25 protein-coding genes, 1 tRNA gene and 2 pseudogenes are annotated in these 24,145 nt (G+C 59.0%); 16 read left to right on the top strand and 12 right to left on the bottom strand.

The window, feature by feature from the left end:
• Positions 1–121 precede the first annotated feature (121 nt).
• Together WJT74_RS01240 and WJT74_RS01235 are read right to left on the bottom strand one after the other, a co-directional pair.
• Positions 122–505: a DUF3703 domain-containing protein gene (locus WJT74_RS01240; protein WP_343345907.1), complete on the bottom strand. Its 384-nt coding sequence runs from the start codon at positions 503–505 to the stop codon at positions 122–124.
• Positions 498–1,116 (bottom strand): annotated as a pseudogene (locus WJT74_RS01235) (cation transporter). Before WJT74_RS01235 ends, WJT74_RS01240 begins: the two are co-directional and overlap by 8 nt.
• A gap of 67 nt (positions 1,117–1,183) precedes the next feature.
• Here WJT74_RS01235 and WJT74_RS01230 point away from each other — a divergent pair.
• The gene (locus tag WJT74_RS01230) at positions 1,184–1,582 is read left to right on the top strand and encodes a MerR family transcriptional regulator (RefSeq protein ID WP_343345905.1); all 399 of its coding nucleotides are present in this window, start codon (positions 1,184–1,186) and stop codon (positions 1,580–1,582) included.
• 364 nt (positions 1,583–1,946) lie between these two features.
• Here WJT74_RS01230 and WJT74_RS01225 read toward each other — a convergent pair whose 3' ends face one another.
• Positions 1,947–2,861: a hypothetical protein gene (locus WJT74_RS01225; RefSeq protein WP_343345902.1), complete on the bottom strand. Its 915-nt coding sequence runs from the start codon at positions 2,859–2,861 to the stop codon at positions 1,947–1,949.
• A 412-nt stretch (positions 2,862–3,273) separates the two neighbouring features.
• Here WJT74_RS01225 and WJT74_RS01220 point away from each other — a divergent pair, with 412 nt between their 5' ends.
• Positions 3,274–3,645 carry a bleomycin resistance protein gene (locus WJT74_RS01220; protein WP_343348229.1) on the top strand — a complete coding sequence of 124 codons (372 nt, stop codon included), beginning with the start codon at positions 3,274–3,276 and terminating at the stop codon, positions 3,643–3,645.
• 13 nt (positions 3,646–3,658) lie between these two features.
• Here the strand turns inward: WJT74_RS01220 and WJT74_RS01215 are convergent, their stop codons facing one another.
• The gene (locus WJT74_RS01215) at positions 3,659–3,880 is read right to left on the bottom strand and encodes a GDCCVxC domain-containing (seleno)protein (RefSeq protein WP_343345899.1); all 222 of its coding nucleotides are present in this window, start codon (positions 3,878–3,880) and stop codon (positions 3,659–3,661) included.
• A 500-nt stretch (positions 3,881–4,380) separates the two neighbouring features.
• Complete coding sequence (locus WJT74_RS01210; protein WP_343345897.1) at positions 4,381–5,013, bottom strand: tyrosine-type recombinase/integrase; 633 nt, start codon at positions 5,011–5,013, stop codon at positions 4,381–4,383.
• A gap of 489 nt (positions 5,014–5,502) precedes the next feature.
• Between WJT74_RS01210 and WJT74_RS01205 the strand changes: the two genes are divergently transcribed.
• The 9 genes and pseudogenes from WJT74_RS01205 to WJT74_RS01160 all read left to right on the top strand — a co-directional run bounded on the left by WJT74_RS01205 (position 5,503) and on the right by WJT74_RS01160 (position 14,854).
• On the top strand, positions 5,503–6,066 hold the full coding sequence (locus WJT74_RS01205) for a hypothetical protein (protein ID WP_343345895.1): 564 nt from the start codon (positions 5,503–5,505) through the stop codon (positions 6,064–6,066).
• Complete coding sequence (locus WJT74_RS01200) at positions 6,066–6,728, top strand: hypothetical protein (RefSeq protein ID WP_343345893.1); 663 nt, start codon at positions 6,066–6,068, stop codon at positions 6,726–6,728. Before WJT74_RS01205 ends, WJT74_RS01200 begins: the two co-directional genes overlap by 1 nt.
• A gap of 186 nt (positions 6,729–6,914) precedes the next feature.
• A pseudogene (locus tag WJT74_RS01190) lies at positions 6,915–7,696 on the top strand (IS5 family transposase).
• Between the two features lie 149 nt (positions 7,697–7,845).
• Positions 7,846–9,546, top strand: a complete 1,701-nt coding sequence (locus tag WJT74_RS01185; protein ID WP_343345887.1) for a hypothetical protein — start codon at positions 7,846–7,848, stop codon at positions 9,544–9,546.
• Positions 9,547–9,626: 80 nt separating this feature from the next.
• Positions 9,627–10,286 carry a hypothetical protein gene (locus WJT74_RS01180; RefSeq protein WP_343345885.1) on the top strand — a complete coding sequence of 220 codons (660 nt, stop codon included), beginning with the start codon at positions 9,627–9,629 and terminating at the stop codon, positions 10,284–10,286.
• A gap of 53 nt (positions 10,287–10,339) precedes the next feature.
• Positions 10,340–10,621: a hypothetical protein gene (locus WJT74_RS01175; protein WP_343345880.1), complete on the top strand. Its 282-nt coding sequence runs from the start codon at positions 10,340–10,342 to the stop codon at positions 10,619–10,621.
• Between the two features lie 63 nt (positions 10,622–10,684).
• The gene (locus tag WJT74_RS01170; protein WP_343345878.1) at positions 10,685–12,331 is read left to right on the top strand and encodes a hypothetical protein; all 1,647 of its coding nucleotides are present in this window, start codon (positions 10,685–10,687) and stop codon (positions 12,329–12,331) included.
• 93 nt (positions 12,332–12,424) lie between these two features.
• Entirely contained in the window at positions 12,425–13,345 is a 921-nt protein-coding gene (locus tag WJT74_RS01165; protein WP_343345876.1) for a ParB/RepB/Spo0J family partition protein, read from the top strand.
• A 210-nt stretch (positions 13,346–13,555) separates the two neighbouring features.
• On the top strand, positions 13,556–14,854 hold the full coding sequence (locus WJT74_RS01160; protein WP_343345874.1) for a hypothetical protein: 1,299 nt from the start codon (positions 13,556–13,558) through the stop codon (positions 14,852–14,854).
• Positions 14,855–15,279: 425 nt separating this feature from the next.
• Here WJT74_RS01160 and WJT74_RS01155 read toward each other — a convergent pair whose 3' ends face one another.
• From WJT74_RS01155 to WJT74_RS01135, 5 genes are read right to left on the bottom strand one after another with little or no spacing between them, the layout of a single operon-like run.
• A complete protein-coding gene (locus WJT74_RS01155; protein WP_343345872.1) occupies positions 15,280–15,753 on the bottom strand; it encodes a hypothetical protein in 474 nt (157 codons plus the stop codon).
• Positions 15,746–16,246 (bottom strand): group III truncated hemoglobin, encoded by a 501-nt coding sequence (locus WJT74_RS01150; RefSeq protein ID WP_343345870.1) that lies wholly within the window; start codon positions 16,244–16,246, stop codon positions 15,746–15,748. Before WJT74_RS01150 ends, WJT74_RS01155 begins: the two co-directional genes overlap by 8 nt.
• Positions 16,243–16,578, bottom strand: coding sequence for a DUF1971 domain-containing protein (locus tag WJT74_RS01145; RefSeq protein ID WP_343345868.1), 336 nt, complete (start codon positions 16,576–16,578; stop codon positions 16,243–16,245). The genes WJT74_RS01150 and WJT74_RS01145 overlap by 4 nt, the downstream gene beginning before the upstream one ends.
• Before the next feature lies 1 nt (position 16,579).
• A complete protein-coding gene (locus WJT74_RS01140) occupies positions 16,580–16,939 on the bottom strand; it encodes a histidine kinase (RefSeq protein WP_343345866.1) in 360 nt (119 codons plus the stop codon).
• Between the two features lie 29 nt (positions 16,940–16,968).
• The gene (locus tag WJT74_RS01135) at positions 16,969–17,658 is read right to left on the bottom strand and encodes an alternative oxidase (protein WP_343345863.1); all 690 of its coding nucleotides are present in this window, start codon (positions 17,656–17,658) and stop codon (positions 16,969–16,971) included.
• 156 nt (positions 17,659–17,814) lie between these two features.
• Here WJT74_RS01135 and WJT74_RS01130 point away from each other — a divergent pair, with 156 nt between their 5' ends.
• Together WJT74_RS01130 and fixJ are read left to right on the top strand one after the other, a co-directional pair.
• A complete protein-coding gene (locus tag WJT74_RS01130) occupies positions 17,815–19,287 on the top strand; it encodes a two-component system sensor histidine kinase NtrB (RefSeq protein WP_343345860.1) in 1,473 nt (490 codons plus the stop codon).
• A complete protein-coding gene (gene fixJ, locus WJT74_RS01125; RefSeq protein ID WP_265562450.1) occupies positions 19,277–19,900 on the top strand; it encodes a response regulator FixJ in 624 nt (207 codons plus the stop codon). The genes WJT74_RS01130 and fixJ overlap by 11 nt, the downstream gene beginning before the upstream one ends.
• Before the next feature lie 126 nt (positions 19,901–20,026).
• Here the strand turns inward: fixJ and WJT74_RS01120 are convergent, their stop codons facing one another.
• Entirely contained in the window at positions 20,027–20,650 is a 624-nt protein-coding gene (locus WJT74_RS01120; RefSeq protein ID WP_343345854.1) for a cation diffusion facilitator family transporter, read from the bottom strand.
• A gap of 239 nt (positions 20,651–20,889) precedes the next feature.
• Positions 20,890–20,965, bottom strand: a tRNA-Ala gene (locus WJT74_RS01115).
• Positions 20,966–21,185: 220 nt separating this feature from the next.
• Between WJT74_RS01115 and WJT74_RS01110 the strand changes: the two genes are divergently transcribed.
• The 3 genes from WJT74_RS01110 to WJT74_RS01100 all read left to right on the top strand — a co-directional run bounded on the left by WJT74_RS01110 (position 21,186) and on the right by WJT74_RS01100 (position 24,069).
• Entirely contained in the window at positions 21,186–22,100 is a 915-nt protein-coding gene (locus tag WJT74_RS01110; RefSeq protein ID WP_343345852.1) for an SWFGD domain-containing protein, read from the top strand.
• 132 nt (positions 22,101–22,232) lie between these two features.
• Positions 22,233–23,231: an NADP-dependent oxidoreductase gene (locus WJT74_RS01105; protein ID WP_343345849.1), complete on the top strand. Its 999-nt coding sequence runs from the start codon at positions 22,233–22,235 to the stop codon at positions 23,229–23,231.
• Between the two features lie 76 nt (positions 23,232–23,307).
• A complete protein-coding gene (locus tag WJT74_RS01100) occupies positions 23,308–24,069 on the top strand; it encodes an EcsC family protein (protein ID WP_343345847.1) in 762 nt (253 codons plus the stop codon).
• Positions 24,070–24,145: the final 76 nt, after the last annotated feature.

The following is a 24,145-nucleotide window of genomic DNA, read 5'->3' as shown; positions in this document are numbered from 1 at the left end:
AGCTGAAGCAAGAGGGAGTGGGCGAAAAGCCGGGTCATAGTGTGTCCGGTAGCATTGGCGGCGTGGCTGCGAAAGAACTATCTCGCGAGACGGAATGTGATTTTATAACAAAACCATCGATCTACTTCGAGCCACGAACATCTTGAGCTGGCGATTGACCCAGCATACGACTGATCTCCGGTTCTATTTCCATCCGAGCGAATGCGCTTACATTCGAACGACCACTGTTTCCTATTTGAAGTCTGCCGGTGATGTTGCCTATGGGGGCAAGGGAAAGTCGGAATATCTGACCGTGAACTTCGCGCCAATCACGCGTTCTCCACGCAAGCTCCAGCATACGCCAATGCGAGACGCAGTGCGGTTCCAAGCGGTCCTGAGCAACTACGTGGGCCCGTTCGAGATGGTGCCGGGCTTCGTCGAAATTCTGCTCTTCCGAAGCTTTCGCTGCGCGTCTGTATTCTTCTGTGAGAAATGCATCCCTGCTGGGAATGGTATTGCTATCCATGGGACAGCTCCCGGCGTGCCTGGCCGAAGACTTCGGCGCTGCCCCAGATCGCCAGCCCCGCCATGATCGCCGCTACAAGTAAATCGGGCCAAGCCTGTCCTGTGCCGAACACCCCTAACGCCGCGCCCAGGACCGCAATGTTGCCGATCGCGTCATTGCGCGAGCAGATCCAGACGGATCGCATGTTGGAATCGCCTTCGCGGTAACGGAACAGCAACAGCGCGACGAATACGTTGACCACCAGCGCCAGCGTGCCGATCACGCCCATGGTCTGGGGCTCTGGGTTCGATTCAGCGACAAAACCGTAGATTGCATAGCCGATCACCCACACGCCGAAAGCGAGCATGGTCGGCCTTCATCAGCGCGACCTTAGCGCGCCACGAGAGCGCGAGGCCCGCAACTCCAAGGCTGATCGCATAGTTGGCCGCGTCGCTGAAGAAGTCGAGCGCGTCAGCTTGAAGTGCACGCGAGTCCGCTGCGACCCCAGCGACAATCTCCACTACGAACATCGCTGCGTTCGCGATAAGCGCGATCCAGAGTATCCGGCGCCAGCGTGGATTGTTGTGCGCAATGTCATCGGGTTCGGGTGTCTGGCAGCAGGACTTGCTCATGCCGCTCTCCTTGCAACGTTCGAGTCGCAGGAGCATATGCGCCTTGTCGCAACTACAAGGTCAAGCGATGCGTATAGGCGAACTGGCAAGGGCCACCGGCACGAAGCCGGAGACGATCCGCTACTACGAGCGCGAAGGCATCCTGCCAGCAGCCGACCGGACGGACAGCAATTATCGCGACTACTCCACCGACCATTTGGCGACACTCACCTTCGTGCGCCGGGCGCGCGAGCTCGGGTTCAGCATGGCACAGATTCGCGAACTGCTCGCCCTGTCCGAGCACGACGAAAAGCCGTGCCTGGATGTTGACCTGCTGGTCCAGCAACAACTGGCCGAGGTCGAGCGCAAGATCGCCGATCTCTCCGCGCTGCGTGACGAGCTGGGACAGATGTTACGGTCCTGCCAGGCGGACAAGATCGGCGAGTGTCAGATCATCGATAGCCTGGGGCGCCAAAGCGTCATGTGAGACCTTGATGACCCTCTGCTTATGGATCACCCAGAGAAGCAATGGAATGGCCGACATTAGGGCGCTAAGCTGACATGAAAGCGGCCTCTATGCTTAGAAGTTCTCAGCTGTCTTGATTGGGGTGACCAAAAAATGGCGAATTTCGGTCAATCTTGAAAATGGTGCCCCATAGATGACAAAAATGGGCACTCAAATTGCTGGGAAATTTCTGTTTCGAGGCCCGGACGTCTCGCCTCGGGAAAGTGAATGGCGGCTCTTAGGCCGAGAGAGGACTGTCCGCTTTCGGTAACGACGACATGAAAGCGGACTTTTCCCCAAGGCTAAACCGGCAACCCCCGGTATCCCCGGGTTTGGTCGAGCAGACTCATCGCGCCTCCGCGCAACCCGTGCGCTGTTCACCCCCCACCAGCAGTTCGACCGCAAGGGGATAGCGCTTGTCGGACATCCCGTCCGAGCAGCCATTTTGCGGACGGGTTCGCAGTTCGAATTTCTGGTTGTCGAGCGCGCCCGACCACGTGCCGCCCCCTCCGCTGTCGGGGGTGTAGGTGGTCCAGACCCGCGTGCCCGATTGGTCTTCGGGATGCAAATAGGTGACGCAGCGGCCTTCGATCTTCGCGCCCCAGAAGGGCTCGGTGCCGATCGCGCGCAAAGGGGTGACGGCGAGGCGCTTGCCGTCCTGGATCAGGCAGGCGCTCACTTTGCCGGTCGCGGAGCTCGTCGTGGTTGCCGTGGGGGGGCTCGCGTGGCAGGCGGCGGCGAAGGCACGGGTGATGGTTCGCGGCGGCGCGGGATGAGGGCCGCTGCTTTGTGCGCCGTAGGTAACCGAGACTGGCCCATCGATCAGCGCGTCGAGGTTGCCCGGCACCGCTCCGGTGCCGCTGACCCCGCCGCGCTGGCGATCCCCACGGGTATCGGCGACGAGCGCGTGGGCGTTGCCGCCGCTACCGAAGCTCAATCGCTCCTCGCTGCCGATAGGACGGAAGGCGGGGACGTTGACGAGGATGCGGTCCTGCCGCGAGGGGCAAAACATCCGCACCGCCGCTTCGCCCGAGCCGGGAAACACCAGCGCCACCCCTTCACCGCTCGATTGCATGTCCCACGCGGGGGCAGACGGGTCCAGGGCAGCAGACGAAGGCGTGGCGGAGGGATCGGCCGAGGAGTCTTGGACGGCCGCCTCGCCCGAACCATCCGGAGTCTGGATTACCTCGTCAGCGCCGCTGCATGCCGCCAGCATTAGCAGTGTGGCCACCGCGGCTGCGTCGCGGAAAGTCTGGGTCATCGCATCACACCTTTCTAGTCACGCTAAGCGGCGATGAACGCGGAGCTCCACCGATTGTGCCTACACAACCCGCTTTTCACGAGATCCTCACAACTCCCTCATGCTTCTCATGGACGGCAGCGGTATGTTCTCCCCCCAACAAGGTAGGAGATGGGCGATGCGACAGGGTGGCGCTGAAAATAGTAGCTGGTGCAGCAAGCGTGGCGCATCGCGGCTTGGCCGGCAGCTGGGGGAATCATGCTTGTCCCTCTCAGCGTTCAATTGGTGAAAGGCGATTTCGGATGGAGCCTGAGCGACTTCATCGCCGCCGCCATCAATTGCTTCGTGCCAATGCATGATCGCCTCCCACCCCGAACCTGCCAGGCAGCAATCGACCCATTGCGGACATCAACCCGCCAGTGATAACTTTGGCGTGAAGGAATGCCTTTTGGACCATGCCACCCCAAATTTGCCAAGTCGTGACTTCGAGGCAACCGCCCAGTTTTATGAGCGATTAGGCTTTGAAGAAGGCTGGCGCGACCAAGGGTGGATGATTCTAAAGCGCGGCGATCTTACCGTGGAATTTTTTCCTCACGCTGAGCTGGACCCTGCCACAGGCAATTTTAGTTGCTGCCTTCGCTTGGACGACATGCCTGCCTTTTACGACCTATGTAAGAGCGCGGGCTTGCCGGAGCAGTGCTGGGGTTGGCCTCGACTTCATCCGGCAAGCGAGGAAGCCAGTGGAAAGACCATTGCGTATATGGTCGATCTTGACGGTTCGCTTGTGCGTCTCATCCAGAACTAGACGACCAAGTTCTTCAGCAGCAACGTGCAGAAGTGCCGTTAGCGCGCGCCTCTTGGATCGGTGGGCATGGAACGTCCCCATAGGAACAGAAGACGCAGCAGTCGCCAGCCAAGGGGCGCAGTTTTGCGGCGCAATGCACGCAGTCGTAGAAAAACCAGCACGCGTTCGTCGGCATTTCCTCGGAAGTCGTCCCACCGCAATTTGGGCAAGTGAGCGTGGATTTCAGTTCGATCACTGCGCGAATACTCTCATCAACGGAGCTTCAATGAAAGGCCAAATACCGGACAGACCAACTAGCACCGTGGCGACAGCGAGGAGTGGCGCTGTCGCCCGCGAGGGCCGCTCGCAGCTGGTATCGGTGGCACACGCCCGAGACTTCTTGGCGTAGAAATACCAGCCAGCCAAAACGGCAGCCAGCGCGATGGCACTAAGAGGAACATGGAGCGGGCTAAGCGAAGCCAGCGCGCCAGCCCCGACGCCGACGCTGGCAAGTGCAAGCGGTAGGACGCAGCACGCGGCTGCTGCAAACAGCCCGCCGAAGCTCGTTACAGCGGCGACGGGAGCGATCTTATTGTCATGCTTCATGGCGGCGCTAATGCCTCAAGAGCTATCAACACGCCATAGTTCTTTCCGTCCGCTTTCCACCCCTAATCGGTCGCCGCTGAAGCGCTCAAAATCAAATGAAACCGGCCGCTTGGTTGGTGCGCCAGCCTCTCGCGGAGACTGGCGCAGCTCTCAGATCTCGATTTTCTCAGACAACGTGAGCGCGTCTTCGATGTCGACGCCGAGGTAGCGCACGGTGTTCTCGATCTTGGAATGGCCGAGCAGGATTTGAATGGCCCTGAGATTGCCTGTCGCTTTGTAGATGATCGATGCTTTCGTTCGACGCAGCGAGTGGGTGCCATAATCCTTTCTTCGGAGCCCGACCGCGGTGACCCATTCATCGACGAGCCTAGCGTATTGCCGCGTACTCAGATGCCGATCGTGATCGACCCGACTGGGGAAGGCGAAGTCCTCGACGCTGCCTCCACGAAGCTCGAGCCAGGCCAGCAGGCTCGCTCGAGCGTCCTGAGCGATTTCGAACTGCACCGGTCGCTTCGTTTTCCGTTGGATGATCGTGGCTCGGTGTCGGATCTCCGCGCCTGCTACCAGGTCGCCGATCTTCAGCTCGACGAGATCGCAGCCTCGTAGCTTGCTGTCGATCGCGAGATCAAACAGCGCCCTGTCACGAAAGCGTTGCTCCCTATCGAGGTGAAAACGGATCGCCCAGATCTGCTTCTGCGTCAGCGGCCGCTTTGGGCCAACCTGTGTGCCTGCGTTCCAAGGGCGCATCGAACGCGCGCGCGAATCGAATTCTGACATTCCCATCTGACTTCTCCTCTGGCCGGCATGGCCAGAAGAGAAACGGTCGCGCACGGGAAGGCGAAGGGGGCCGAAGCGGCTCGCTTGGCGTCGTGGTCGCACCGGTCAGGCAGCTCACGACCAGATGCTTGGATGTGCGAACGACCGCAATGGGGCGCGAATCTGACATTCGCTTCGAGCAGTTCTTAGGAGTTTTCGCCCGAGATGCCTCACTTGCCAACGCTAGGCCTCCCGAGAGCGTAGCCCCAATTTGAGTTCAACTGGACGCATGCCAATCGCCACACGCAAAAGACTGACAACTTTCCGGTGGCTCACGATCTAATCCTAATTTCTACGCCACGTGAGATGGCATCGCTCACCATTGGAAGGAGGCAGGAACGATCCGTCACCGATCCCCCTGCTGGCCTGAAAAAACTGAGGGAACTCATGAAGGCGGCTGAGCCGAAAGGATGAAAGTCGCCCTCGAGCATCACTGCTCGGCCTTCGAGGGCTTCAATGAAGCAAAAGAAGGCATTTCAAATGCAATATACCGAAGAATTCCGCCCGGATTTCGTTGATCCGATTCCCGAGCCGCGCGAGCTCGTCAAGCGACTGATGTTGGCGACAGCGATCGTGATCGACGGATATCTCGATCAGGAGCCCGAGGCTCATCACCCGTGGTTGGAGAACTGCTTCCTCGCACCGGAAGCGGGGATCATCATCGCGGGAACCGGCTGCCGCCGACCTCTATTGCTACGCGAAGTCGGCCATGTGGCCGACGCCGTGTCGCGCGACGCGATCATTGTCCGCAGCACGGACCAACCGCGACCTCATCTCGCGACCTTCGATGTCAAGATTGCCGGCATGTCGCGAATGCTGTGCGGGTATTTCCTATGGCGCCCTCAACCCTCCGGCGACGCCTATCTCATTCCGTCGGTCGGCGATGGCCCGCATGTGCGTCTTGATCGTAAGGGCATGGAACTGGTCAATGAACCGCCGTTCGACGACGAGGTCGAGCGGTATCGTGGCATTCAGTGGGGCAGCGAGCTGCTGTCGGTCGCCTCGACGGGGTGGCTGTAATGGTCGCGCGCAAGGCTAAACCCCCGCGGAAGGCTGTCGCGACCAAGAAGGTCGTGAAGAAGGTACAGCGCCCGAAAATTGCTGCCGCGGATGTCGAGCGCCCGCTAAAAGGGTTCTTCCACGCGGATGAACTGGACGACACGTTCGGCTTCGCGAGGTTCTATTGGGAACCGGGCCGAGGGCCGCGAGCCTCGATCGTGCCGCAGATCCTGAAGAAGCGGCGGCCCGCAGCGGCCGAAGCCTCTTCCGACACGGCCGCCCGCGTCGAAATTCTTCTACCCACGGACGCACCGGAAGAATATGCCGACGTCGATCGCCTCGTCCGGCGCTATGAGGAATGGCTACCCGAAGGCGAACCTACTGGCTTCGCGCAAGTGACCATAAGGTTTCCCAACGCACCCAACCTTCACGGGCCGTACGAAGAATGCCGCGCATGGCTTCGCGATCATTATGTCGTCGGCATGAGGGTGCCCATCATCTTGATCCTGCATGCCCCTTACCTGGTCGGGAGCGATGCGCCGGGTCATGTTCACGCGCTCATCCTAGCTGGACGGCTGTCTCGTTTTGGTTGGATGACAGTCGATCGGATCGTCGCTAGCGACGAGGGTCGAAACGTCGCGATCTCGTCGTGGAGCAAAAGGTCAAAACCACCTTCGGTCTGAACCTGCACCCTCGTCCGTAGTCTAAAGCTCAACAGAGAGAAGGAAGTTGGGGGGAGGCGCGTCAACGTCTTGTCAATTCACATTGCAAGACACGCTTTCTCCCCCCTCTAAAATTTAGGCTGTGTTGACAAAGGGATTCCCATTTGCCCCGAGTTCTGATTCAAGACTGCTTTTTGAGGAGCAGTCATGGGTCGTGGGGACTTGTCGGATGCGGAATGGGAGTTGATCGGGCCGCTGCTACCGCCTGAGCGTGGTCGCTGGGCGCGTCCTGCTGGCGATAACCGGCGCTTCCTCAATGGCATGCTCCACGTGCTGCGAGTCGGCTGCCCCTGGCGCGACATGCACGAGCGATACGGCAAGTGGAACTCGGTCTATGTCCGGTTCCGGCGCTGGGCCGAACAGGGTGTCTGGGATGCGCTGCTGCAAACACTGGTCGATCTGGGTCTAACCGACGATTGGCAGCACATGATCGACAGCACCAGCGTTCGCGGCCATGTCTCGGCAGCGGGCGGAAAAGGGGGGCTTGTGCGAACGCTCTTGGTCGATCACGCGGCGGCTTTACGAGCAAAATCCACGCCCGCTGCGACAATCAAGGACTGCCTCTCGGCTTCATCCTGACCGGCGGGGAGGCTTCCGATTACACCGCTGCCGAGCCGCTGATGGAGATCCCCGTCGCCGCGCCCAAGGCGCTGCTGGCAGACAAAGGCTATGACGGTGATCGCTTCCGGGAAAGCCTGCTGATCCGGGGCATCCTGCCCATCATCCCGCCCCGCTCAAACCGCAAGGTGCCCGACCATCCCGACTATCGCCGCTACCGGGACCGCAATCGCGTCGAGCGCATGTTCGGAAAGCTCAAGCAACAGCGCCGAATCGCCACCCGCTACGACAAGACCATCCTATCCTTCGAGAGTTTCCTCAACCTCGCCGCCACTCGCCTATGGCTGAAGTCTTTTGTCAACACGGCCTAAGATAACGCGATGCTCTGCTTGTCGATTGCAAATTTGCAATCGACACGAAAACGCACCGAAAAATGCTCTGGTCAGATATACGGGCTTTCAGTGGACTGAAGGAAAGGGACTAATATTCTCATTTAAAAAACGGGGTCAGGGAGACCCCAATGGAAAAGCAAAATATCGAGATCGTCCCGCTCGCAGACAGAATGCGAGCAGCTGCTGTGTTGCGAGAATCTCATCGCGACCGCTGTAAAATTTCACGCAAAGAAAAAGCGGATCGAGCAGCCCAGGCTCAGCAAGCCAGTTCCCGTGGGACCGAGAAGTCCAACGGGCGAAAACAAGAGCATGAGGACCGAACCAAAACAGCGTTCATGCGCCGAAAACGGCAACTTGAAGATCTCGAACGAGCGCGTGAGCACGCCCGTTTGGGCGCATCCATAAGGCGAGAGGAACGACGTCTATTCCGGCGATCACCACCAACACAGCTATTCAAACAATTCGAAGCGAAGCAGGTGGCGCGTGGTCCGACCAATCGAGACTTATATTTCGAGTGGATCGGCAGAGGGCTGAGTTCTGGTCGAGGGCGAAATTACGCTCGCTCTGGAACCAAGCGGACGAGTTCGAGAACCACGCCATGGAAGTCAGGTGAGATGGGGCGAAAAATTCGCTACATCGGCAGAGAGGCTGCGCTCGAAAATGTTGAAGGCAACGTGGTCACCAATATGGGTGACGATATGGGCGAAGCCGTCCACTGTTCACAGAAAATCGAAGAGATCGAGCGGCTCGCCCGTAAAGGTGCGGGCGTCTATATCCACGTCATTGTCGCCCTTTCTCACGAAAATAGTCCTACCGAACGTGTGCAGGTGCTCGCCGAACTAGTGCAGCCTCTTCGCCGTATGGGACTCCCATATTACGCGGCCCTCCATCACCCTGACCAAGACGGTGATCAGCGAAATTACCACGCTCATCTGGTCCTAAGTCTTAGACCGATGAAGCGAATCACGGCATATCAATGGGAATTCTCAGCTTCGAAGAGCACGTGGCTGAACACGCCTGCTGGCCTCAAACTTCAACGGAAATTCGTCGCTCGAACCCTGAACCGAGCACTCGCGGCGGGCGGTCATAGGGCGCGCTGGACATATCTTTCGCGGGCTGAGCGAGGCGAGGTCAGTCCGGGCAATACAAAGAAAGGCGCGGAACGCACTCGCCAGGAACGTGCTGTCGCCAAGGCCGAGACGGAGAGTCGAGAAGCGCGGAAAGCCTTTTTTGAGAGCGGTCGACTACGGCAGGCGGCAACTCGACTGCTCAATGCCGGTGATAAGCTCGAACGATGCTGGCAGATTTGTTCAGAGCTGCTGATCCCCGTTCGAAAGGGGATGTCTGAAGCCCTCCATCGGCTTGAGAACGAAATCCATGAGTTCGAAGACGCCTGTGTCACGGCATTGAAAAGACAAAAACAAGAAATTGAGGCTGGGGAGGCGATCATTCAAGCGATCCGCTCGCTTCAGACGGCAGAGGCGCGCGCCGCCGCAAATCACCCAATAAAGGACGAATCTATCATTCCAGTCCTTAGGCGCGTTCGCAGTGCGATCACTAACATGGAATTCAGCGCCTTGCACCGCGGCGATGGATCATACGCGCTGAGCGCGTCCGAAGAGCCTTTGCTCGCTGACTGGGAAGCATTGAGGCGATCGAAGGAGGGCGAAGCGTATTGCCGGGAGATTTCGGCGGCACTTCCCGAACCGGAGGCCGATCAGTCGGAATGGCCATCGAGAATATTCCCGCTCTTGCCCGAGTCGGAGGAGATCTCGGCAGATGACCTTTTCAGGCTTTGGAAAGAGTCTCAAAATCAGGGCCGAGGCTAGCCGAATTTGATCCCGCCTCTCTGGAATTGATGGGACCGGAGTGAAGAATACTCCTCCTCGTTATTCTCTAGGATGGCGGGATGAGCGAACTTGAAAACAAACCTCCTTATCGGTCAATTCTCGGGACTCACCTGCGAAACCTCACCGCGCGGGCCCAGGTTGCCCGCGCGACTGCAGGGCAGCGGGCGATCGACGCCCGAGACTTCGAAAGACATCTTCGAGATCAGCGCGCCGCCCGTCGACGAAATACGTCCCGATCGCAGAAGCTTTTCGGGAAAGGGGCGGTCGCTGAAAAGCTCGGATATCTCGATATTAGCGACGAGGCGATCCTCGGCTTGGAGGCTCATGGAACCCTATATGCCACCTTCGTAGCTCAGGCTGCGTCTGAAACCGAGGCGACGGATCGCGGCACGATACTGCGCTATATCTTCTCGTGCCCCCGTCGCCTTGAGTGGTGCGAGAAAGAGGGCGCTCGCATCAGCATGGAGTTCTCCAAGGCAGCAGACGAACAGCGCACTCGCGAGTTCAACAAGCGCCAGGCCAAGAACCCAAGCAGAAGCTGGCGGAAAGATTCGATCACCGAATTTCAGGAATATCGGATCAAAGCCATCGAACTACGTCTCGAAATTAAAGCTCCGGCCTTCTCGTCGCGCGGTGCGGCACACGATTGGATCGCGGTCCATGTAGCGAACCCCGACTTCTGGCGCATCCCCAAAGAACTGCCCCCGTGGACCGAGTGAGGGCCTCGTTATCAACCACCGTACCTACGAACCTCGATAAAGGAAAAAAAAATATGGAAAAATCAATTCAGGGACTGACCGAGCACTTCAACGAAGCAACGGAGACCCACGACAGAAAAATCGAATCCATACGCTCGAATGTAGAGAAGCTTACTACGGAGATAGGATCGCTTGAGGCGCGACTATTGTCGTTGAAAGCGGAGCAAGAAGGTGGCTCGTCATCGCCTCAAAAGTTACTGGACGAGCTTAAGAATGTCCAAACTCAACACCGAAAACTGACAAAATCGCTGCACATTTTCGAGGGCCACCTTCGAAATCTTGAGGGGTCGGGTTGAGCTTAACGAACTCTTTACCCCGTTCCCCATATGTTCAAAAGCCTTTCTAGTGAAAGTACTCAAATGACCCTCCCCCGTCGTATCCTGGAGTCTATCGTCGGCATCGATCCGAAGTGCAGAAATATAGGGAAAATTCTGGCCAAGAGCTGGGACCTCGCGCGCTTCAGCCCAGATTTCGTTGGAGCCACAAACGACCCCCGGGCGCTGGGGCGAGCGCTATTGCGGATTGGGAAAATTACGAATGGCGAACTCCCAGAATGCCCGGAGTTGCGTGATCTGTACCACTGCCGCTCGGGTTTGTTGGACACTCACCGAGTGCTGTTCGATTTCGATGACATCGTAACGTCACTGTCGAACTCGGAGCTCGAGATGAGGGATCACTTGCGATGGATGATCGACTCCCGTCGTAACGCTGCGACTATTTCCCTCATCCTAAAGGCATTAAAGAACACTAAGAGCGTCAACGGGGAACTCAGCGGTCTCTCACCGGAGGTTGTCGGCCGTCAACTCAACGAGCATCTAAAAAATCCTGACGAGAGCGTGATTGTGAAGAAACTTATAGAAGGAAACCTTCATGAGATACCAAACCTAGTAGAAAAGACGAAGTGCTGTTCGAATAAACTGCAAAAGACAATTCGTAAGATGCACGTCTATTGGTGTCTATTAGATATGCAGATTATGACTACTAGATTATTTCATGCCGAGTGGAACGCCTATGAGAAGGGGGGAATGTTTGACCCCGAAAATGTCACCGTCGCCTCATTCAGAAATATGCTTCAAGAACTTATCAAAAAAGCGGAACAACTTGAGCAAAGTTTTAAGCGCGGAGAAGACGGCGCCGATCTCGACGCAAAGCTATTAGACTTCATCGAGGAAAATGGATTGGAGGATATCGCGCGGCGCCACGCTGAATTCATGAAAACAGACCCTGACAGCCCGCTTTCAAAATCGGAGCGACGTAAACTTCTAAGATTCATGAACGAACTGAAACGACGGGTCCAAAGAATGGACGCCGATCTGCAAAAAATTTTAGAAGACCGTGTCAGGCATCACGACATGGCACGCATAAGTCGCGACAATGATAGTCGGGACAAAAATAAAACCGGTGGTGAAAAAAGAAAGCACGATATCCATGCTCGCGACAACTGTAAGGGAATCTTAGAAGCCAATGCTAGTGTATCGACAATTCGATTCAATCTAACAACACAAACCGGTCTGCTATACCTAAGCCATAGAGTGCTTTCGGCAATGAACAAAATCCCTAAAGATGAACGCATCCTAACAAATTACGGTCCGGATAGTCTCGATCATCAGTACTTCTCTGATGTCGAATTACGGAGGATCAGAGATGACATTGCGGGAATTTATAGGGCTCTTTATATTCGCGATCAAAGGTTGAATCCGCATATATACGAAGTTGAAGACAAATTGACGCCCCAGGACCCCCTGCTAAGTCCTCAAGACTGTGATCGGCTGGATCCCGAAATGGCTGTAAAATTTGGAGCGCAAGCGTCGCCCGAGGAGATGGTGGCCTCTCATCTCGGTTTTAGCTCGAGTAAGGTCGCGGATGTGGCACCCATTAATAGGTATCGATTGGCTCACCCCAAAGATCCACAGGTCGAGTATCTAGATTGGCTTTTCGAATCGAGCCTGTGGGCCCGGCTCGATGGCAGTATCGTGCAACCACGAGCCCGCCGGTTGACTGCTTAGAGAGCGCGACGGCGAGTGGACTGAAGACTCCAAAGCGGCACTCCATCTTATTCTCTCAATCATCGTCAAAGCCGATGGTTAGGAGATTAAGAAATGGAACAGGACGTTAAGCACAGCCCTTCAGCGGCACCTATCAAAATCGATCCGACGCAGTGTCGGATATTTCCCGGTAATGGAAGAGCAGAAGCTACGTTCGATGCGAAAAGGGAGTCGTCCTTAGTTGAGGATATTCGCACGAATGGTCAGATCTCAAGTGTTCTCGTCAGACCTATTGAGGGCGGCTACGAGGTCATCGCAGGCAGAAGGCGCCTCGGAGCGATCCTAGCGATCAAAGAAACGGAACCCGGCCGGCAGTTGAAGGCGATGGTCTGCGATGTGTCCGACGAGACAGCCTGGCAGATTGCCGACAAGGAGAACGCCAACCGGCGCGACCTCAGGCCGATCCAAAAGGCGCGAACCTGGGCATATGCGATCGATCGTTTCCATGAAGGCCGCCAGAAAGATTTCGCAGAAGTCATCCGGTTGCCAGCCTCGACCGTGTCGCGAACGCTGCGGCTTCTCGACCTACCCAAGGGCGTCTTGCAGGCACTGCGAGATCCCGAGGCTGTAAGCGTTCATTTCGCAACCGACTTTTTCAGACATCATGATAGCGAAGAAAAGGTTCGCAAAGCCGAGCAGATAGCCCACACTTTGGCGGCAGACGGCGTTCTATTCAGTCCCGCGGGTTTGCTCGACGCGCTCTGCCTGAGCCCCTCCGAACGTCAAACTCGGCAAACCCGCTATGTATCATTCAGCGGTATCGAAAAGCACGCTTCGATCCAACGGAAGCGCTGCGGGGCAACTCTCGTCAATATCAAAGAAATTTCTTTTGAACCTGAGAATCTGGTGGCCCGAAAAGCGCTTCTAAAATCGCTGCACAGTGAGCTGTCGAAGCTGCTGCTTCCGGAAAAGCATAAGTCCGACTCAGAAAAAGACCGCGAAGCTATGCCGTCGTCGTCGTCGGAAAGCCGGTGACCGCGCGTCTCATCGATGGGGCTCGCGCAGTGTGAAGTACGAAGCGTTGCAAGAAGGCGAGGGCGTCTTCGGAGAAATCCTGAAGCGGCTCGAACGCGCCGCTAGAAACGAGTCCCGGGCGCATCTCGAGCACGAGCACGCGCAGGCACTCCTGACCTCTCCAATTTTCATGGTCCTGTGTGAATTGAAACAGGATGAAATGAGAAGAAAATGGCAAAACGCAAAGGCGCCAAAGGCGGACGGCTTCAGCTTGGGCGATACTGGCTTTGGTTTCGAAAAGACCGCGACGACTGGTGCATCTGTTGGCTCGACGGACGAACCACTCGCCGAAAAAGTCTCGGCATCGGCGGCGGCGATGCGGATCATCCGCCAGAAGAAGCCCAGATTGCCCTAGCAGAACACTTTACGGCGACCGAACAATCGGAAGTGTTCGAAGCGAAACCCAGCGAAGTTCTCGTTGAGGATATCACCCGGCAGTGGTTAACCCATCACGTAGCCCATCTCGCGGATCCAACGCGCTATGCTTATTCCGTGCTGGCCCTTGAGCGCTTCTACGAGGCGGCGCGCAAGGCTGGACGAATGCCGGATCCATTCACCGTAGCGACGGTGCGTTCTTCCTTCATCCGCGATTTTGTCGCATTTCGTCAGGAGGAAGGTGCCTCAGCGCCCACGATCTCGCGCGACCTGGCTGCGATCCGGGGACCCATTAACTGGGCGCTCGAGGAGAACATCCTCGCATCGGCTCCTCGCATCAAAGATGTGAAAGGACGAAGCGTGGCGCGGGCGTTGGTCTACGGCCCCGAACAAATAGCAGCAATCCTAGAGGCGGCCGTATCGATCCCCGACCGAATGCACGTTGCCACCTACGTGATGATTGCGATGTCGTCTCATGGCCGGTCGCAGGCCATTTTGGAACTCGATAGTGCTGATCAGATCAGAAACGGTCTTATCCATTTCAATCACCCTGATCGGATTCAGACCCAAAAGATGCGCCCCATCGTTCCGGTTGCTCCGACGCTGGCACCTTGGCTTGCCGGACGCGCAGGTCACGTCATTCAATATCGGTCAGCAGCCGATCAAAATGGCAAAAGGCAGGTTCGCGCTCCGATCAAAGACATCGGTAGAGCTTTCGATGCTTGCCTCGTCGCCGCTGGCGAACATTATCCAGATAGAGGGCTGCGGCGACCATTGCTCGACGCTTCAGGGCGTCAAAAAATCCTTCCGGCCCGCACTAAATTTGGCGAGACCGAGGGCCGGTTGGCATGGAAGGGCGTCGGGACCCCCAATACCCTGCGGCACTCGTTGCATACCTATTTGTCCGCTCGCGGAGTTCCGAAGGCTCAAATCGACACCGCCGCAGGACATGCCACCAGCACGGGAACCGGCGGGAAGTATGATCACCTTCGACCAGACTATCTACGAGAATTCATTCAGGGCGTCGAAGAGTTTTGGCGGGAAGTCGATGCTTTCACGAGCGTTCATCGGCACCCTCCCTCCGATGCCTTCTGAGCTCATGTCCGCTTCGCGCCCCATATCGGCCGTTCGACACGCCTTCGTCGAGACCCAAAAGCTGTCGTTCGTTTAGAATGCAGCGGTTGACAGCTAAGCGCCCTTATCGTGGTCATTTCATTGACCATTCCTCGGCTCCTAAATCTGCCCTTCGTTTCTGGCTCGATCCGATGACTGCAATGCGCGTGGCACTTTCCGATGAAATCACGTGAAGGCTTCTCAGCTACGTGCGCCAGCTATCGCGACTTTATCTGCAAAGTCGAAAGCCATTGCGAAAAACGAGAGAGCAGACCCAACCTTGGGTTGCTCCTTGTGCCCAGGCGCGGCGCACAACTACGCACATCCAGTGGGCCTGGAGCGCCGAGTTCGCTGCAATAAGGACAGATCATTTTCTTTCCTCCGGACAACTGACGTTACTGCTGGACCTACATCAATATCGCACTGATCAAACAGATTCCGATGCCGAATACGGCAATAGTCGCTGGAACGATCAACACCTGACCATATACCTCGCCGCGAGCCAAGCAGCCGGAAGCGGTCTGCAAAATGGCGCCTCGATGTTTCAGCGGACTTCCCGGTTGCGGCGGGGCGTGCCGCAACATCACGCGAGCGGTTCCGAAGAACATGGCGACGTAGATCGTCGATATGGCGATCGCGAACGCTGCATGAGCCCCGCCGGTCGCGCCAAGCAAGGCAATAAGAAAGGTGGCATAGCAGGCAATCATCGCTCTCCAGACGCTTGCCGGCAGCTCGAACATTCGTGTTTCAGGCTGCTGCGGCGGCGTAAGCGTACTGTTGTCGTTGGCCTCGAGCCCGGCAATGGGCGCCATAACGTCGGACAGCGCATCGCGGTATTCTCGTAGCGGCACGGCCTGGGTGCGGAGAACGGCATCAGACATAGGGTAGGTCCTTTCCTGCGCGCCCCCCGGCCAGTCCGTTTCGGCGCATTTCAATGCCAGTCAGCAAACTGTCGGCTATCATTCTCGCGCGCGCGCCGACGAGATCGGTCGCGGCGGGGTACCCCTCGGCTTCCCGCAGCGTTTCGTAGAAGAGGTCGAGCCAGCGCGAGAAATGCCGGAGCTCGAGGCCGGGAATGGCGAGATGTTTGAGCATCGGATTGCCCGAAAACTCGCCGCTGTTGTGGAGCACCGAACGCCAGAACGCCTTCATTCTGGCAAGATGCGGCGGCCAGTCGGCGATGCGTTCGGCAAAGATCGGGCCGAGAAGGTCATCCTCGCGTATCTTGTCGTAGAATGCTTCGACCAGGTGATCGATGAACGCCGCGTCGATTCCGATTTCCTCTGCCGCTGCGCGCTTCTCAGCTCGCTTTTGCTGCGCGAAGGAGCGGGTGTCGGGATCGGCCGCATGCGAACGGATAGGGACGCTGGTCATGAGCCCCTCCCATCGGGTGTGGAAGCCGGAGGCTTTACGCTTGCGAAGCGCAGAAACTGGACGTGAAACCGCACCGTTCCGACCGACTCAACACGGTGAAGGATTGTCGGTTCGATTATGCCGAATTCATCTTCGGGCGTGAGCAGCGATTCGGCCGGCGCGCGGCGCGGATCGGTCACGACATAACGTAAGGCGCCTTCCTCCACTTGGATGAGACCCCAGACGCCGTCCTTGGTGGAATGCTCGGTCAGCAGACCTGCCGGCACGGTGTCTTCGGTGAACGTTGCGGTGCGCTTGTATGGCTCGAGGCCGTCGGGAAGGTTGGTGGTCACCTCAGGCCGCCTTTCGCGTTTCTAAGATGGCGCGGATCGCACTGCTCAGCTCGTCGCCCAGAAGCGGCTTCTCGATCAACTCGGCATTTGCGGCGGCGACACGGGCTCGTAGCTGGGCAGTAGGATTGGTGGCCAGGATTATCGCCGGCGCGCAGCAGCCCTTTTTCTTCAACCCATCGAGCGCGGCAAGAGCGTCGCCACCGTAGCGTTCGTCGATGACCAGAGCGGCCACCATGGAAGGATTGTCGATCATTCCAATCCATTCGGCGATCTCGAACCCTTCGATTGAGAGGGAGAAACGAAGCGCGGAGAGGACGGAGATATCTTCGACCAACAACAGGATCTTGGCTCGATCGACCATGTTCCGTCCCCCTCCCCGGGCAGCCTCGATCAGGCCGCGTTCTTCCAGTTGGGTTCAAGAGCCACATGAGGGGGGCACTCGGCGACCTCGCCGACCGGCAGACCCGCAAGCTCATTGGCGAAGCCGTGGTTGACGTCGCGGTGATGTGCCTCGTCGGCGCGCACCACCAACACCACGTCGCGCAGCGTGGCATCCTCAGGAAGCCCCCAGTAGCGCTTGGCGATCTCCGGAGCAGGCACGTTCGGGCTGCGACCTTCGTCGATCTCGGCGAGGTAATGCGTGTAGCTGATGACGGCCTCTTCCTCGAAGTAGCCCACGACTCGGTGCGCGGTCTTCGAGCTCACCAGGTAGAGCGCGAAGAAGAAGAGGTAGAATACCCATTGCACCCCGATGATCACCGCTCGCTCGAACCATGTGGGCTGCGAGACCTCGATGAATGTCATGAGGTGCATGCGCTCGTTTTCGGCTTCGTCCATGAGCGTCTTGATCCAGCCCCTGTCGTCGCACATGCGGCGCAGGCAGGCGAGATGGTTGATCGTTGCCCCGACCATGCCCGGCACGGCGGCAACCGTTTCCAACACGACGGCGCGGTGGCCGTAACGCTCGGCGAAGAAAGTGTCAGCGCACCAGCGCAGCGCCTTGGTGAAGCCGAACGCGATCCGGTCCGACATTCCGCGGGGGTTGTGGTGAACACCGAGATCGATGAAAGGTGAAGTCATTGAAGTTTCTCCGCTTGCGGCAGATGTTGTTGGAGCGCCGCTGATGACCTCCTTCTATGCCGATCCACGGAACCGCGAAATTTGGATGATCACCCTAAGCCAAGCACCCTAAGGGCCTTACCGGAGGTGGGGCGCACCAGTTTTGTCAGCCGCTTCTTGCCGCGCCTGTCGTTTTCCACCGCTCTGTTGCTGGCGCTGCTGGCTATAGCGGCTGGCGTCGCGGTCCGCTTGCTCGCCGCCGACGAACTCGGTCAGCGCGCCACCTTCATTTTCTTCGTTCCCGGCGTGGTTGTCGCCAGCGCGCTTTCCGGGTTTCGCGCAGGTGGTCTCGCGGCCGTGGTCGGCGCTGCCGCCGGTCTGTGGTGCGACGCGCTGAGTGGACCGATCGAGAACGGAAGCCTAATTGCCGCCGCGGCATTCGTGCTCATCGGCATCGCCGTGGCCATCGGCGGCGAATGGTTCCAGCGCGCGCGAATCGAAACCGAAACCGCGGCCGTCGCTCTCGCAAGGCGTGAAGCTCACCTGCAATCGATCCTCGACACCGTGCCAGATGCGATGATCGTCATAGACGAAGCTGGCTTGATCCGCGATTTCAGTCCCGCAGCCGAACGGATGTTCGGATGGCAGGCGGCAGAGGTGGCCGGTCAGAACGTCAATGTGCTGATGCCCGATCCTTATCGCAGCGCACATGACGGCTATCTGGAGCGCTACTACCGCACCGGCGAGAGGAGGATCATCGGCAAGGGCCGCGTTGTCGTCGGCGAGCGCAAGGACGGTTCGACCTTCCCGCTCGAGCTTGCCGTGGGCGAGATGCAGGCGGAAGGGCAGCGCTTTTTCACCGGGTTCATCCGCGACCTGACCGAGCGCCAGCAGGCCGAGGCAAGGTTGCAGGAACTGCAAAGCGAGCTAGTGCACGTCTCGCGGCTTACCGCCTTGGGCGAAATGGCGTCTGCGCTGGCGCACGAGATCAACCAGCCGCTCTCGGCAATCGCCAACTACCTCAAGGGCAGCCGGATGCTGCTCATGCGAGAAGAGGTGCAGCACGAGCGCGTGGCGGAAGCCGTCGACCGGGCTGCTGCGGAAGCGCTCAGGGCAGGCGACATCATTCGTCGGCTGCGGGACTTCGTAGCCCGCGGCGAAACCGAACGCACAATCGAAAGTCTGCCTAAACTCGTCGAGGAAGCCAGCGCCCTCGCGCTCGTCGGTGCCAAGGAGCATGGCATCCGAGTGCAATATAACTTCAGTCCCGCAATCGATCTGGTGCTGGTCGACAAGGTGCAGATCCAACAGGTCGTGCTAAACCTTGTGCGAAACGCGATTGATGCGATGGCCGAATCAGATTGTTCGCAGCGCGATCTGACGATCGTGATCGAACCGGCAGTCGACGATCTGGCGCAGGTATCGGTGACCGACACCGGTCCCGGTATCGATCCCGAAGTCGCGGACCGGCTATTTCAGCCCTTCATCTCCACCAAGCGCACGGGTATGGGCGTCGGGCTGTCGATCTCGCGCACGATCGTCGAGGCGCATGGAGGGCGTATCTGGGCCCTGCCAATTCCCGGCGGCGGGGCGGAGTTCGGCTTTACGGTGCAGCGTGTCGCGAGTGAGGAACTATACGATGGCGAGTAGTGGTGCCAGTGATCCGATCGTCTACATCATCGATGACGACGAGAGCGCGCGGCACTCGCTAGAGTTTCTTCTCGACGTTGCCGAAATCCGTGTCCGCTCGTTCGTGTCGGCCGATGCTTTTCTGAAATCTTCGCCTCCACTTTCCGGCGCCTGCGTGGTGACCGACGTGCGTATGCCCGGAACGAACGGTGTCGAACTGGCCGACAAACTGAAGGAGCGCGACGATAGGGTGCCCGTGATCATCATCACCGGTCACGCCGACGTGCCGTTAGCGATCCAGGCAATGAAGGCGGGCGCTGCGGATTTTATCGAGAAGCCATTCGACGACGAGGCGATACTTGCGGCCATCCGCAAGGCGCTGACCGACAGCACTGGCGACGAGCAGATACAGAACGAACGCCGCGAAGTGCTCGACCGTCTCGGTTTGCTCTCCGCAAGGGAGCGCGAGGTGGTCGATGGCCTTGTGGACGGGAAAGCTAACAAGGTGATCGCCTTCGATCTCGACATCAGCCCGCGGACAGTCGAAGTTTACCGCGCCAATGCGATGATGAAGATGCAAGCAAAGACCCTCTCCGATCTCGTGCGCATGCTGACGATCGCCCGACTGGGCTAGTTGGCTCGTCTTTTTTCACCGCATTCCAGACGCAAGCGGGCAGCCAGTAACCGGCCCACGAACCGTCGAGCCTCTCGGTGCAAACGTGGTGCTGTATCGAACGACCGGAACGGGGTAGAAAGCGACTCAAGTCGCGCGCATTTGCGGCGCTGCCTCGCGAATAACGCGGAAAGCCGAGCGCAGAAAGATCACCGCCATGAGACTGCCGATGATGATGTCGGGCCAGGGCGAGACCAGCCACCAGACGAGCCCAGCCGCGAGTAGCACCCCGCAATTGTTAACTACGTCGTTGCGAGAGCATTCGAAAGTGCTCGCCATATTCACGTCCTGATGACGAAAGCGCGTCAACAGACGAAGGCAAACCAGGTTGGCGACGAGCGCGAGCCCACCGAAAATCAGCATCAGGGTAGAAGACGGAGCGACCCCGCTGCTGATCTTGGCCGCCACGTTGAACGAAATTCCAACTCCGAGCCCGAAAATGACGACCCCTTTGAGCATCGCTGCTCCGGCCTTCCACCGGTCGGACCGGGCAAGGGCGTAGAGGCTGGCAGCATAAACCACCGCGTCGCCGAGCATGTCGGCTGCATCGGCCATGAGCGCCGTAGAACCGGCGATTACGCCCGCACTGAACTCGACGACGAACATGAACACGTTAATGGCCAGCACGGCCACCAGCACTCGACGCTGCTCGGCCTGGCGGGCCAGCTTCTCCAGCTCGGTCGACTTGGCGGAACAACAATCTGCAGACATGGGGTCAATTAGGGGATCGCAACGCGTGTCTGCAACTGGTCGCTAGGGGAACGTCGGCTTCTCGCCGCCTAGTCTCCAGAAGCGGACTGTCGGCAACCGGCCCAGCAACTGTCAGAATGCTTGGCGCCCAATCACTCCGGTCCGAAGATTGCGATACCAGTGCGATACCAGGAGCCCGGAACTGCAAAAGTCCGTTGAGCTCTCGACCAGCTAAGCTGTGGGAAAATAATAGCCGAGGGTGGTGGAGCTAGGGGGATTCGAACCCCCGACCTCTGCAGTGCGATTGCAGCGCTCTCCCAACTGAGCTACAGCCCCGTGCACCATCGGCGGAAGCGGCTCTTTAGCCTTCCGCTGTCCCCATTGCAACAACTTGGCGACGCAATCCCACGCCCCGTCCGATCGACCTTCCGAGGCCGGAACGGCGGGCCGCATCTTCCGTTGAATCGTAAAGGGTTAGGTAATCGACCGACCCGCAAGAAGTACGAGAAAAGGGAGACTTTTCATGGGATATGACCGCAACGACCGCCACGAAAGAATGAGCTCGAGAAGCCGCGAACGCTACGATCGCGAACCGCGCAGTTCGCGCGAGAATTACGATCGCGACGACCGCGACTTCTTCGACCGTGCCGGCGACGAAGTGCGTAGCTGGTTCGGCGACGAACGTGCCGAAGCCCGCCGCAACATGGACGAGCGCTATGGCCATTCGGGCGATGGATATCGCAATCAGCATTTCGACTTCGAACGGATGCGCAACTCGAACGAAGGCTATCGTCGCCCCTACACCGGCCGCGACCGCGACATGTCGCAGAATTCGGCGGGATACGGCAGCAGCCGCTTTTCCGACGACAATGACCAGTATGGCTCGCGTGCCGAAGGCCGTGGCTATGGCCGCCGCCAGCAGCAGGGCCGTCAGCAGGGGCGCGACTTCGATCGTACCGACACGTACGATTACGACCGTGGCTACACGCAGAACCGCTTTTCGCGTCCGCAGACCGAAGGCGAGTTCACCGGTGACCGCGACTATCACGAATGGCGGACCCGCCAGATCGACGCGCTCGACAACGATTATCGCGAATGGCGCCGCGAGAACCAGGAACGGTTCGACGACGAATTTTCGTCCTGGCGCGAGACGCGCAATTCGAAGCGCAGCCAGATGAGCGAACTGAACGAAGGAACGACCGTGGTCGGTTCGGATGGCGAGACCATCGGAACGATCCAGAGCATCCGTGGCGATCGCATGATCGTGAAGGGTGAAGGCGAGACGGACTCGCTGAACGTCTTTTCGTGTCGTGAGTTCGACCGGGTCGAAAACGATCAGGTGATGCTCAACATCGACCAGTCGGAAGCCCGTCGCCGCAGTCGTTCGGACAATCTGTCCACCGACCGCAGCTATAGCGACGATGCGCAGAGCGAGCGGATGACCAACCGCAGCCTTGCCGACAACTACTAGGTCGCAAGACGCATTGATCGCCCGGGTCTCCACACCCGGACGACAGGAAGGCCCGGCCCATCGGTCGGGCCTTTCCTTTATTCCCACCGCCTCTTAGGTCGGTGGCAACGAGAAACCGATGGAGAGACGACGATGGCTAAGGCATGGCACCTCACGCAGCGCCCCAAGGGCAAGCCCACCCATGACGATGTCGAACTGCGCGAGATCGCTTTGCCCGAGCTTTCCGACGGCATGATCCATGTCCGCAACGACTGGCTGTCGGTCGATCCCTACATGCGCGTTCGGATGGACGACCAGGAAGGCTATTTCGAGAAGTTCGCACTCGACGCCCCGATGGACGGCGGCGCGGTCGGCACGGTCGTTGCCAGCAAGGCCGATGGTTTCGCGGAAGGCGACAAGGTCATGCATTTCGGCGGCTGGCGCGACGAAGCGGTCGTGCCGGGCAAGACAGCGCACAAGATTCCGGATCTGGGCGTGGACCCGTTCCACTTTCTCTCGACGCTGGGACTGACCGGCGGCACCGCCTGGTTCGGGCTGATGGACGTCGCGCAGGCCAAGGAAGGCGACACCGTCTTCGTCTCCGCCGCCGCGGGCGCGGTGGGGTCGACCGTGGTACAGATCGCCAAGGCCAAGGGCATGACCGTCATCGGTTCGGCGGGCGGCGCGGACAAATGCGCGTGGGTGGAAAGCCTCGGCGCGGACAAGTGCGTCGACTACAAGGCCGCGCCGATCCTGAAGGGCGTTCACGGCGCGCTGAAGGAGATCGGGAAGAAGGGGATCGATGTCTATTTCGACAATGTCGGCCGCGATCACCTCGACGCCGCGCTGGCGCTTGCCAACCAGAACGCGCGCTTCGCGCTATGCGGCGCGATCGACGCGGTGAACCACGAGGACCCCTACCCCTTCAAATATCTCGCACTGGCGATCGGGAAACGGCTGCGGTTGGAAGGCTTCATCTTCACCGATTACCAGAACCGGATGCCCGAATTCTATCAGCAGATGGTGCCGATGATACAATCTGGGAAGGTCGAGACGCGCGAGACCGTCCACGAGGGCCTGGAAAAGACGTTCGACGCCTTCCTCGGCCTGTTCGAAGGGGCGAATACGGGCAAGATGCTGGTAAAGCTCTAGATCGCCGGGGATTCCCGGAACGCTGCACCCCGGCCGGCCATTGGATCGGTACCGAAAGTAAAAAGGGTCAGCCACCATGGACATCGTCGCCGAACAACGCAAATTCCGCCGCTCCTCGCCCTCCTTCGTGGGACGGGGGATCGAGCGGCTGGCCCATCCGCTGGGCAAGTTCGCGGCGTCGATGGTCCCGAATGGGCTTGTCGAGAAGGTCCTGTCGGGGCTCGACAAGGCGGTCGCCCGCCTGCCCTCGATCGACCCAGCCGACGCGCCCCGCGGCCTCGACGAGGCACGCGAACTGTCGGGCAAGATCCAGCGGCGGGCCCAGGCGCTCAACGGTTCGACGGGCGCCGCGGCGGGTTTCGGCGGCATCCTCACGATGAGCGCCGACATTCCGACCACCATCGGCGTTGCGCTGGCCAATATCCGGCAGACGGGCCGTGCGTACGGGTATGAAGGCGATGGCCCCGAAGAACGGATGCTGCGGCTGCGCGTGCTGGAACTGGCCGCGACCGGCGGCGGCGATCGTCGCGAGGAAATCATCGCCCAGATCGACGCATCGCTCGATCCCACCGGCGGGCTCGTGCCGATGGAGAACCACGACATCTCGCCGCTTCTCGACCAGGTCATCGAACGCGTATCGCGTGCCCTCGCCTTCGCGTCCGCAGGCCGACGGGCCGGGATGGCGGTGCCGATCGTCGGTGCGCTCGTCGGCGGAGCGGTCAACGCCTCGTTCCAGCGCGACGTGTCGAAGGCCGCGCGTTTCGCCTATCAGGAGCGCCGTCTGCTGTCCCAATCGGGGCCTCCCGAACGTCTTTCCGGACCGTCCGCGTCAGTGTAGCGATCAGGGCGCGGGAGCCTTCAAGCCCTTTCGCAGTTGTCGATGAAGTCGCGTCCCGTTCGCGGGCGCCCCTTGT

This window comes from Sphingomicrobium sp. XHP0239, from assembly GCF_039555325.1.
In the GTDB taxonomy this organism is placed as follows: Bacteria; Pseudomonadota; Alphaproteobacteria; order Sphingomonadales; family Sphingomonadaceae; genus Sphingomicrobium; species Sphingomicrobium maritimum.
The sequence above is the reverse complement of the archived record's forward strand: the minus strand, read 5'-3'. Positions and strand labels throughout refer to the sequence as shown.

Excerpts from the sequence above, each read along its gene's own strand:
- WJT74_RS01155 (WP_343345872.1), bottom strand. The coding sequence starts at position 15,753 with ATGTCTGATGCCGTTCTCCGCACCCAGGCCGTGCCGCTACGAGAATAC.
- WJT74_RS01135 (WP_343345863.1), bottom strand. The coding sequence starts at position 17,658 with ATGACTTCACCTTTCATCGATCTCGGTGTTCACCACAACCCCCGCGGA.
- WJT74_RS01150 (WP_343345870.1), bottom strand. The coding sequence starts at position 16,246 with ATGACCAGCGTCCCTATCCGTTCGCATGCGGCCGATCCCGACACCCGC.
- WJT74_RS01175 (WP_343345880.1), top strand. The coding sequence starts at position 10,340 with ATGGAAAAATCAATTCAGGGACTGACCGAGCACTTCAACGAAGCAACG.
- WJT74_RS01205 (WP_343345895.1), top strand. The coding sequence starts at position 5,503 with ATGAAGCAAAAGAAGGCATTTCAAATGCAATATACCGAAGAATTCCGC.
- WJT74_RS01185 (WP_343345887.1), top strand. The coding sequence starts at position 7,846 with ATGGAAAAGCAAAATATCGAGATCGTCCCGCTCGCAGACAGAATGCGA.
- WJT74_RS01210 (WP_343345897.1), bottom strand. The coding sequence starts at position 5,013 with ATGGGAATGTCAGAATTCGATTCGCGCGCGCGTTCGATGCGCCCTTGG.
- WJT74_RS01120 (WP_343345854.1), bottom strand. The coding sequence starts at position 20,650 with ATGTCTGCAGATTGTTGTTCCGCCAAGTCGACCGAGCTGGAGAAGCTG.
- WJT74_RS01100 (WP_343345847.1), top strand. The coding sequence starts at position 23,308 with ATGGACATCGTCGCCGAACAACGCAAATTCCGCCGCTCCTCGCCCTCC.
- WJT74_RS01225 (WP_343345902.1), bottom strand. The coding sequence starts at position 2,861 with ATGACCCAGACTTTCCGCGACGCAGCCGCGGTGGCCACACTGCTAATG.
- fixJ (WP_265562450.1), top strand. The coding sequence starts at position 19,277 with ATGGCGAGTAGTGGTGCCAGTGATCCGATCGTCTACATCATCGATGAC.
- WJT74_RS01165 (WP_343345876.1), top strand. The coding sequence starts at position 12,425 with ATGGAACAGGACGTTAAGCACAGCCCTTCAGCGGCACCTATCAAAATC.
- WJT74_RS01200 (WP_343345893.1), top strand. The coding sequence starts at position 6,066 with ATGGTCGCGCGCAAGGCTAAACCCCCGCGGAAGGCTGTCGCGACCAAG.
- WJT74_RS01170 (WP_343345878.1), top strand. The coding sequence starts at position 10,685 with ATGACCCTCCCCCGTCGTATCCTGGAGTCTATCGTCGGCATCGATCCG.
- WJT74_RS01110 (WP_343345852.1), top strand. The coding sequence starts at position 21,186 with ATGAGCTCGAGAAGCCGCGAACGCTACGATCGCGAACCGCGCAGTTCG.
- WJT74_RS01230 (WP_343345905.1), top strand. The coding sequence starts at position 1,184 with ATGCGTATAGGCGAACTGGCAAGGGCCACCGGCACGAAGCCGGAGACG.
- WJT74_RS01105 (WP_343345849.1), top strand. The coding sequence starts at position 22,233 with ATGGCTAAGGCATGGCACCTCACGCAGCGCCCCAAGGGCAAGCCCACC.
- WJT74_RS01180 (WP_343345885.1), top strand. The coding sequence starts at position 9,627 with ATGAGCGAACTTGAAAACAAACCTCCTTATCGGTCAATTCTCGGGACT.
- WJT74_RS01160 (WP_343345874.1), top strand. The coding sequence starts at position 13,556 with ATGGCAAAACGCAAAGGCGCCAAAGGCGGACGGCTTCAGCTTGGGCGA.
- WJT74_RS01140 (WP_343345866.1), bottom strand. The coding sequence starts at position 16,939 with ATGGTCGATCGAGCCAAGATCCTGTTGTTGGTCGAAGATATCTCCGTC.
- WJT74_RS01240 (WP_343345907.1), bottom strand. The coding sequence starts at position 505 with ATGGATAGCAATACCATTCCCAGCAGGGATGCATTTCTCACAGAAGAA.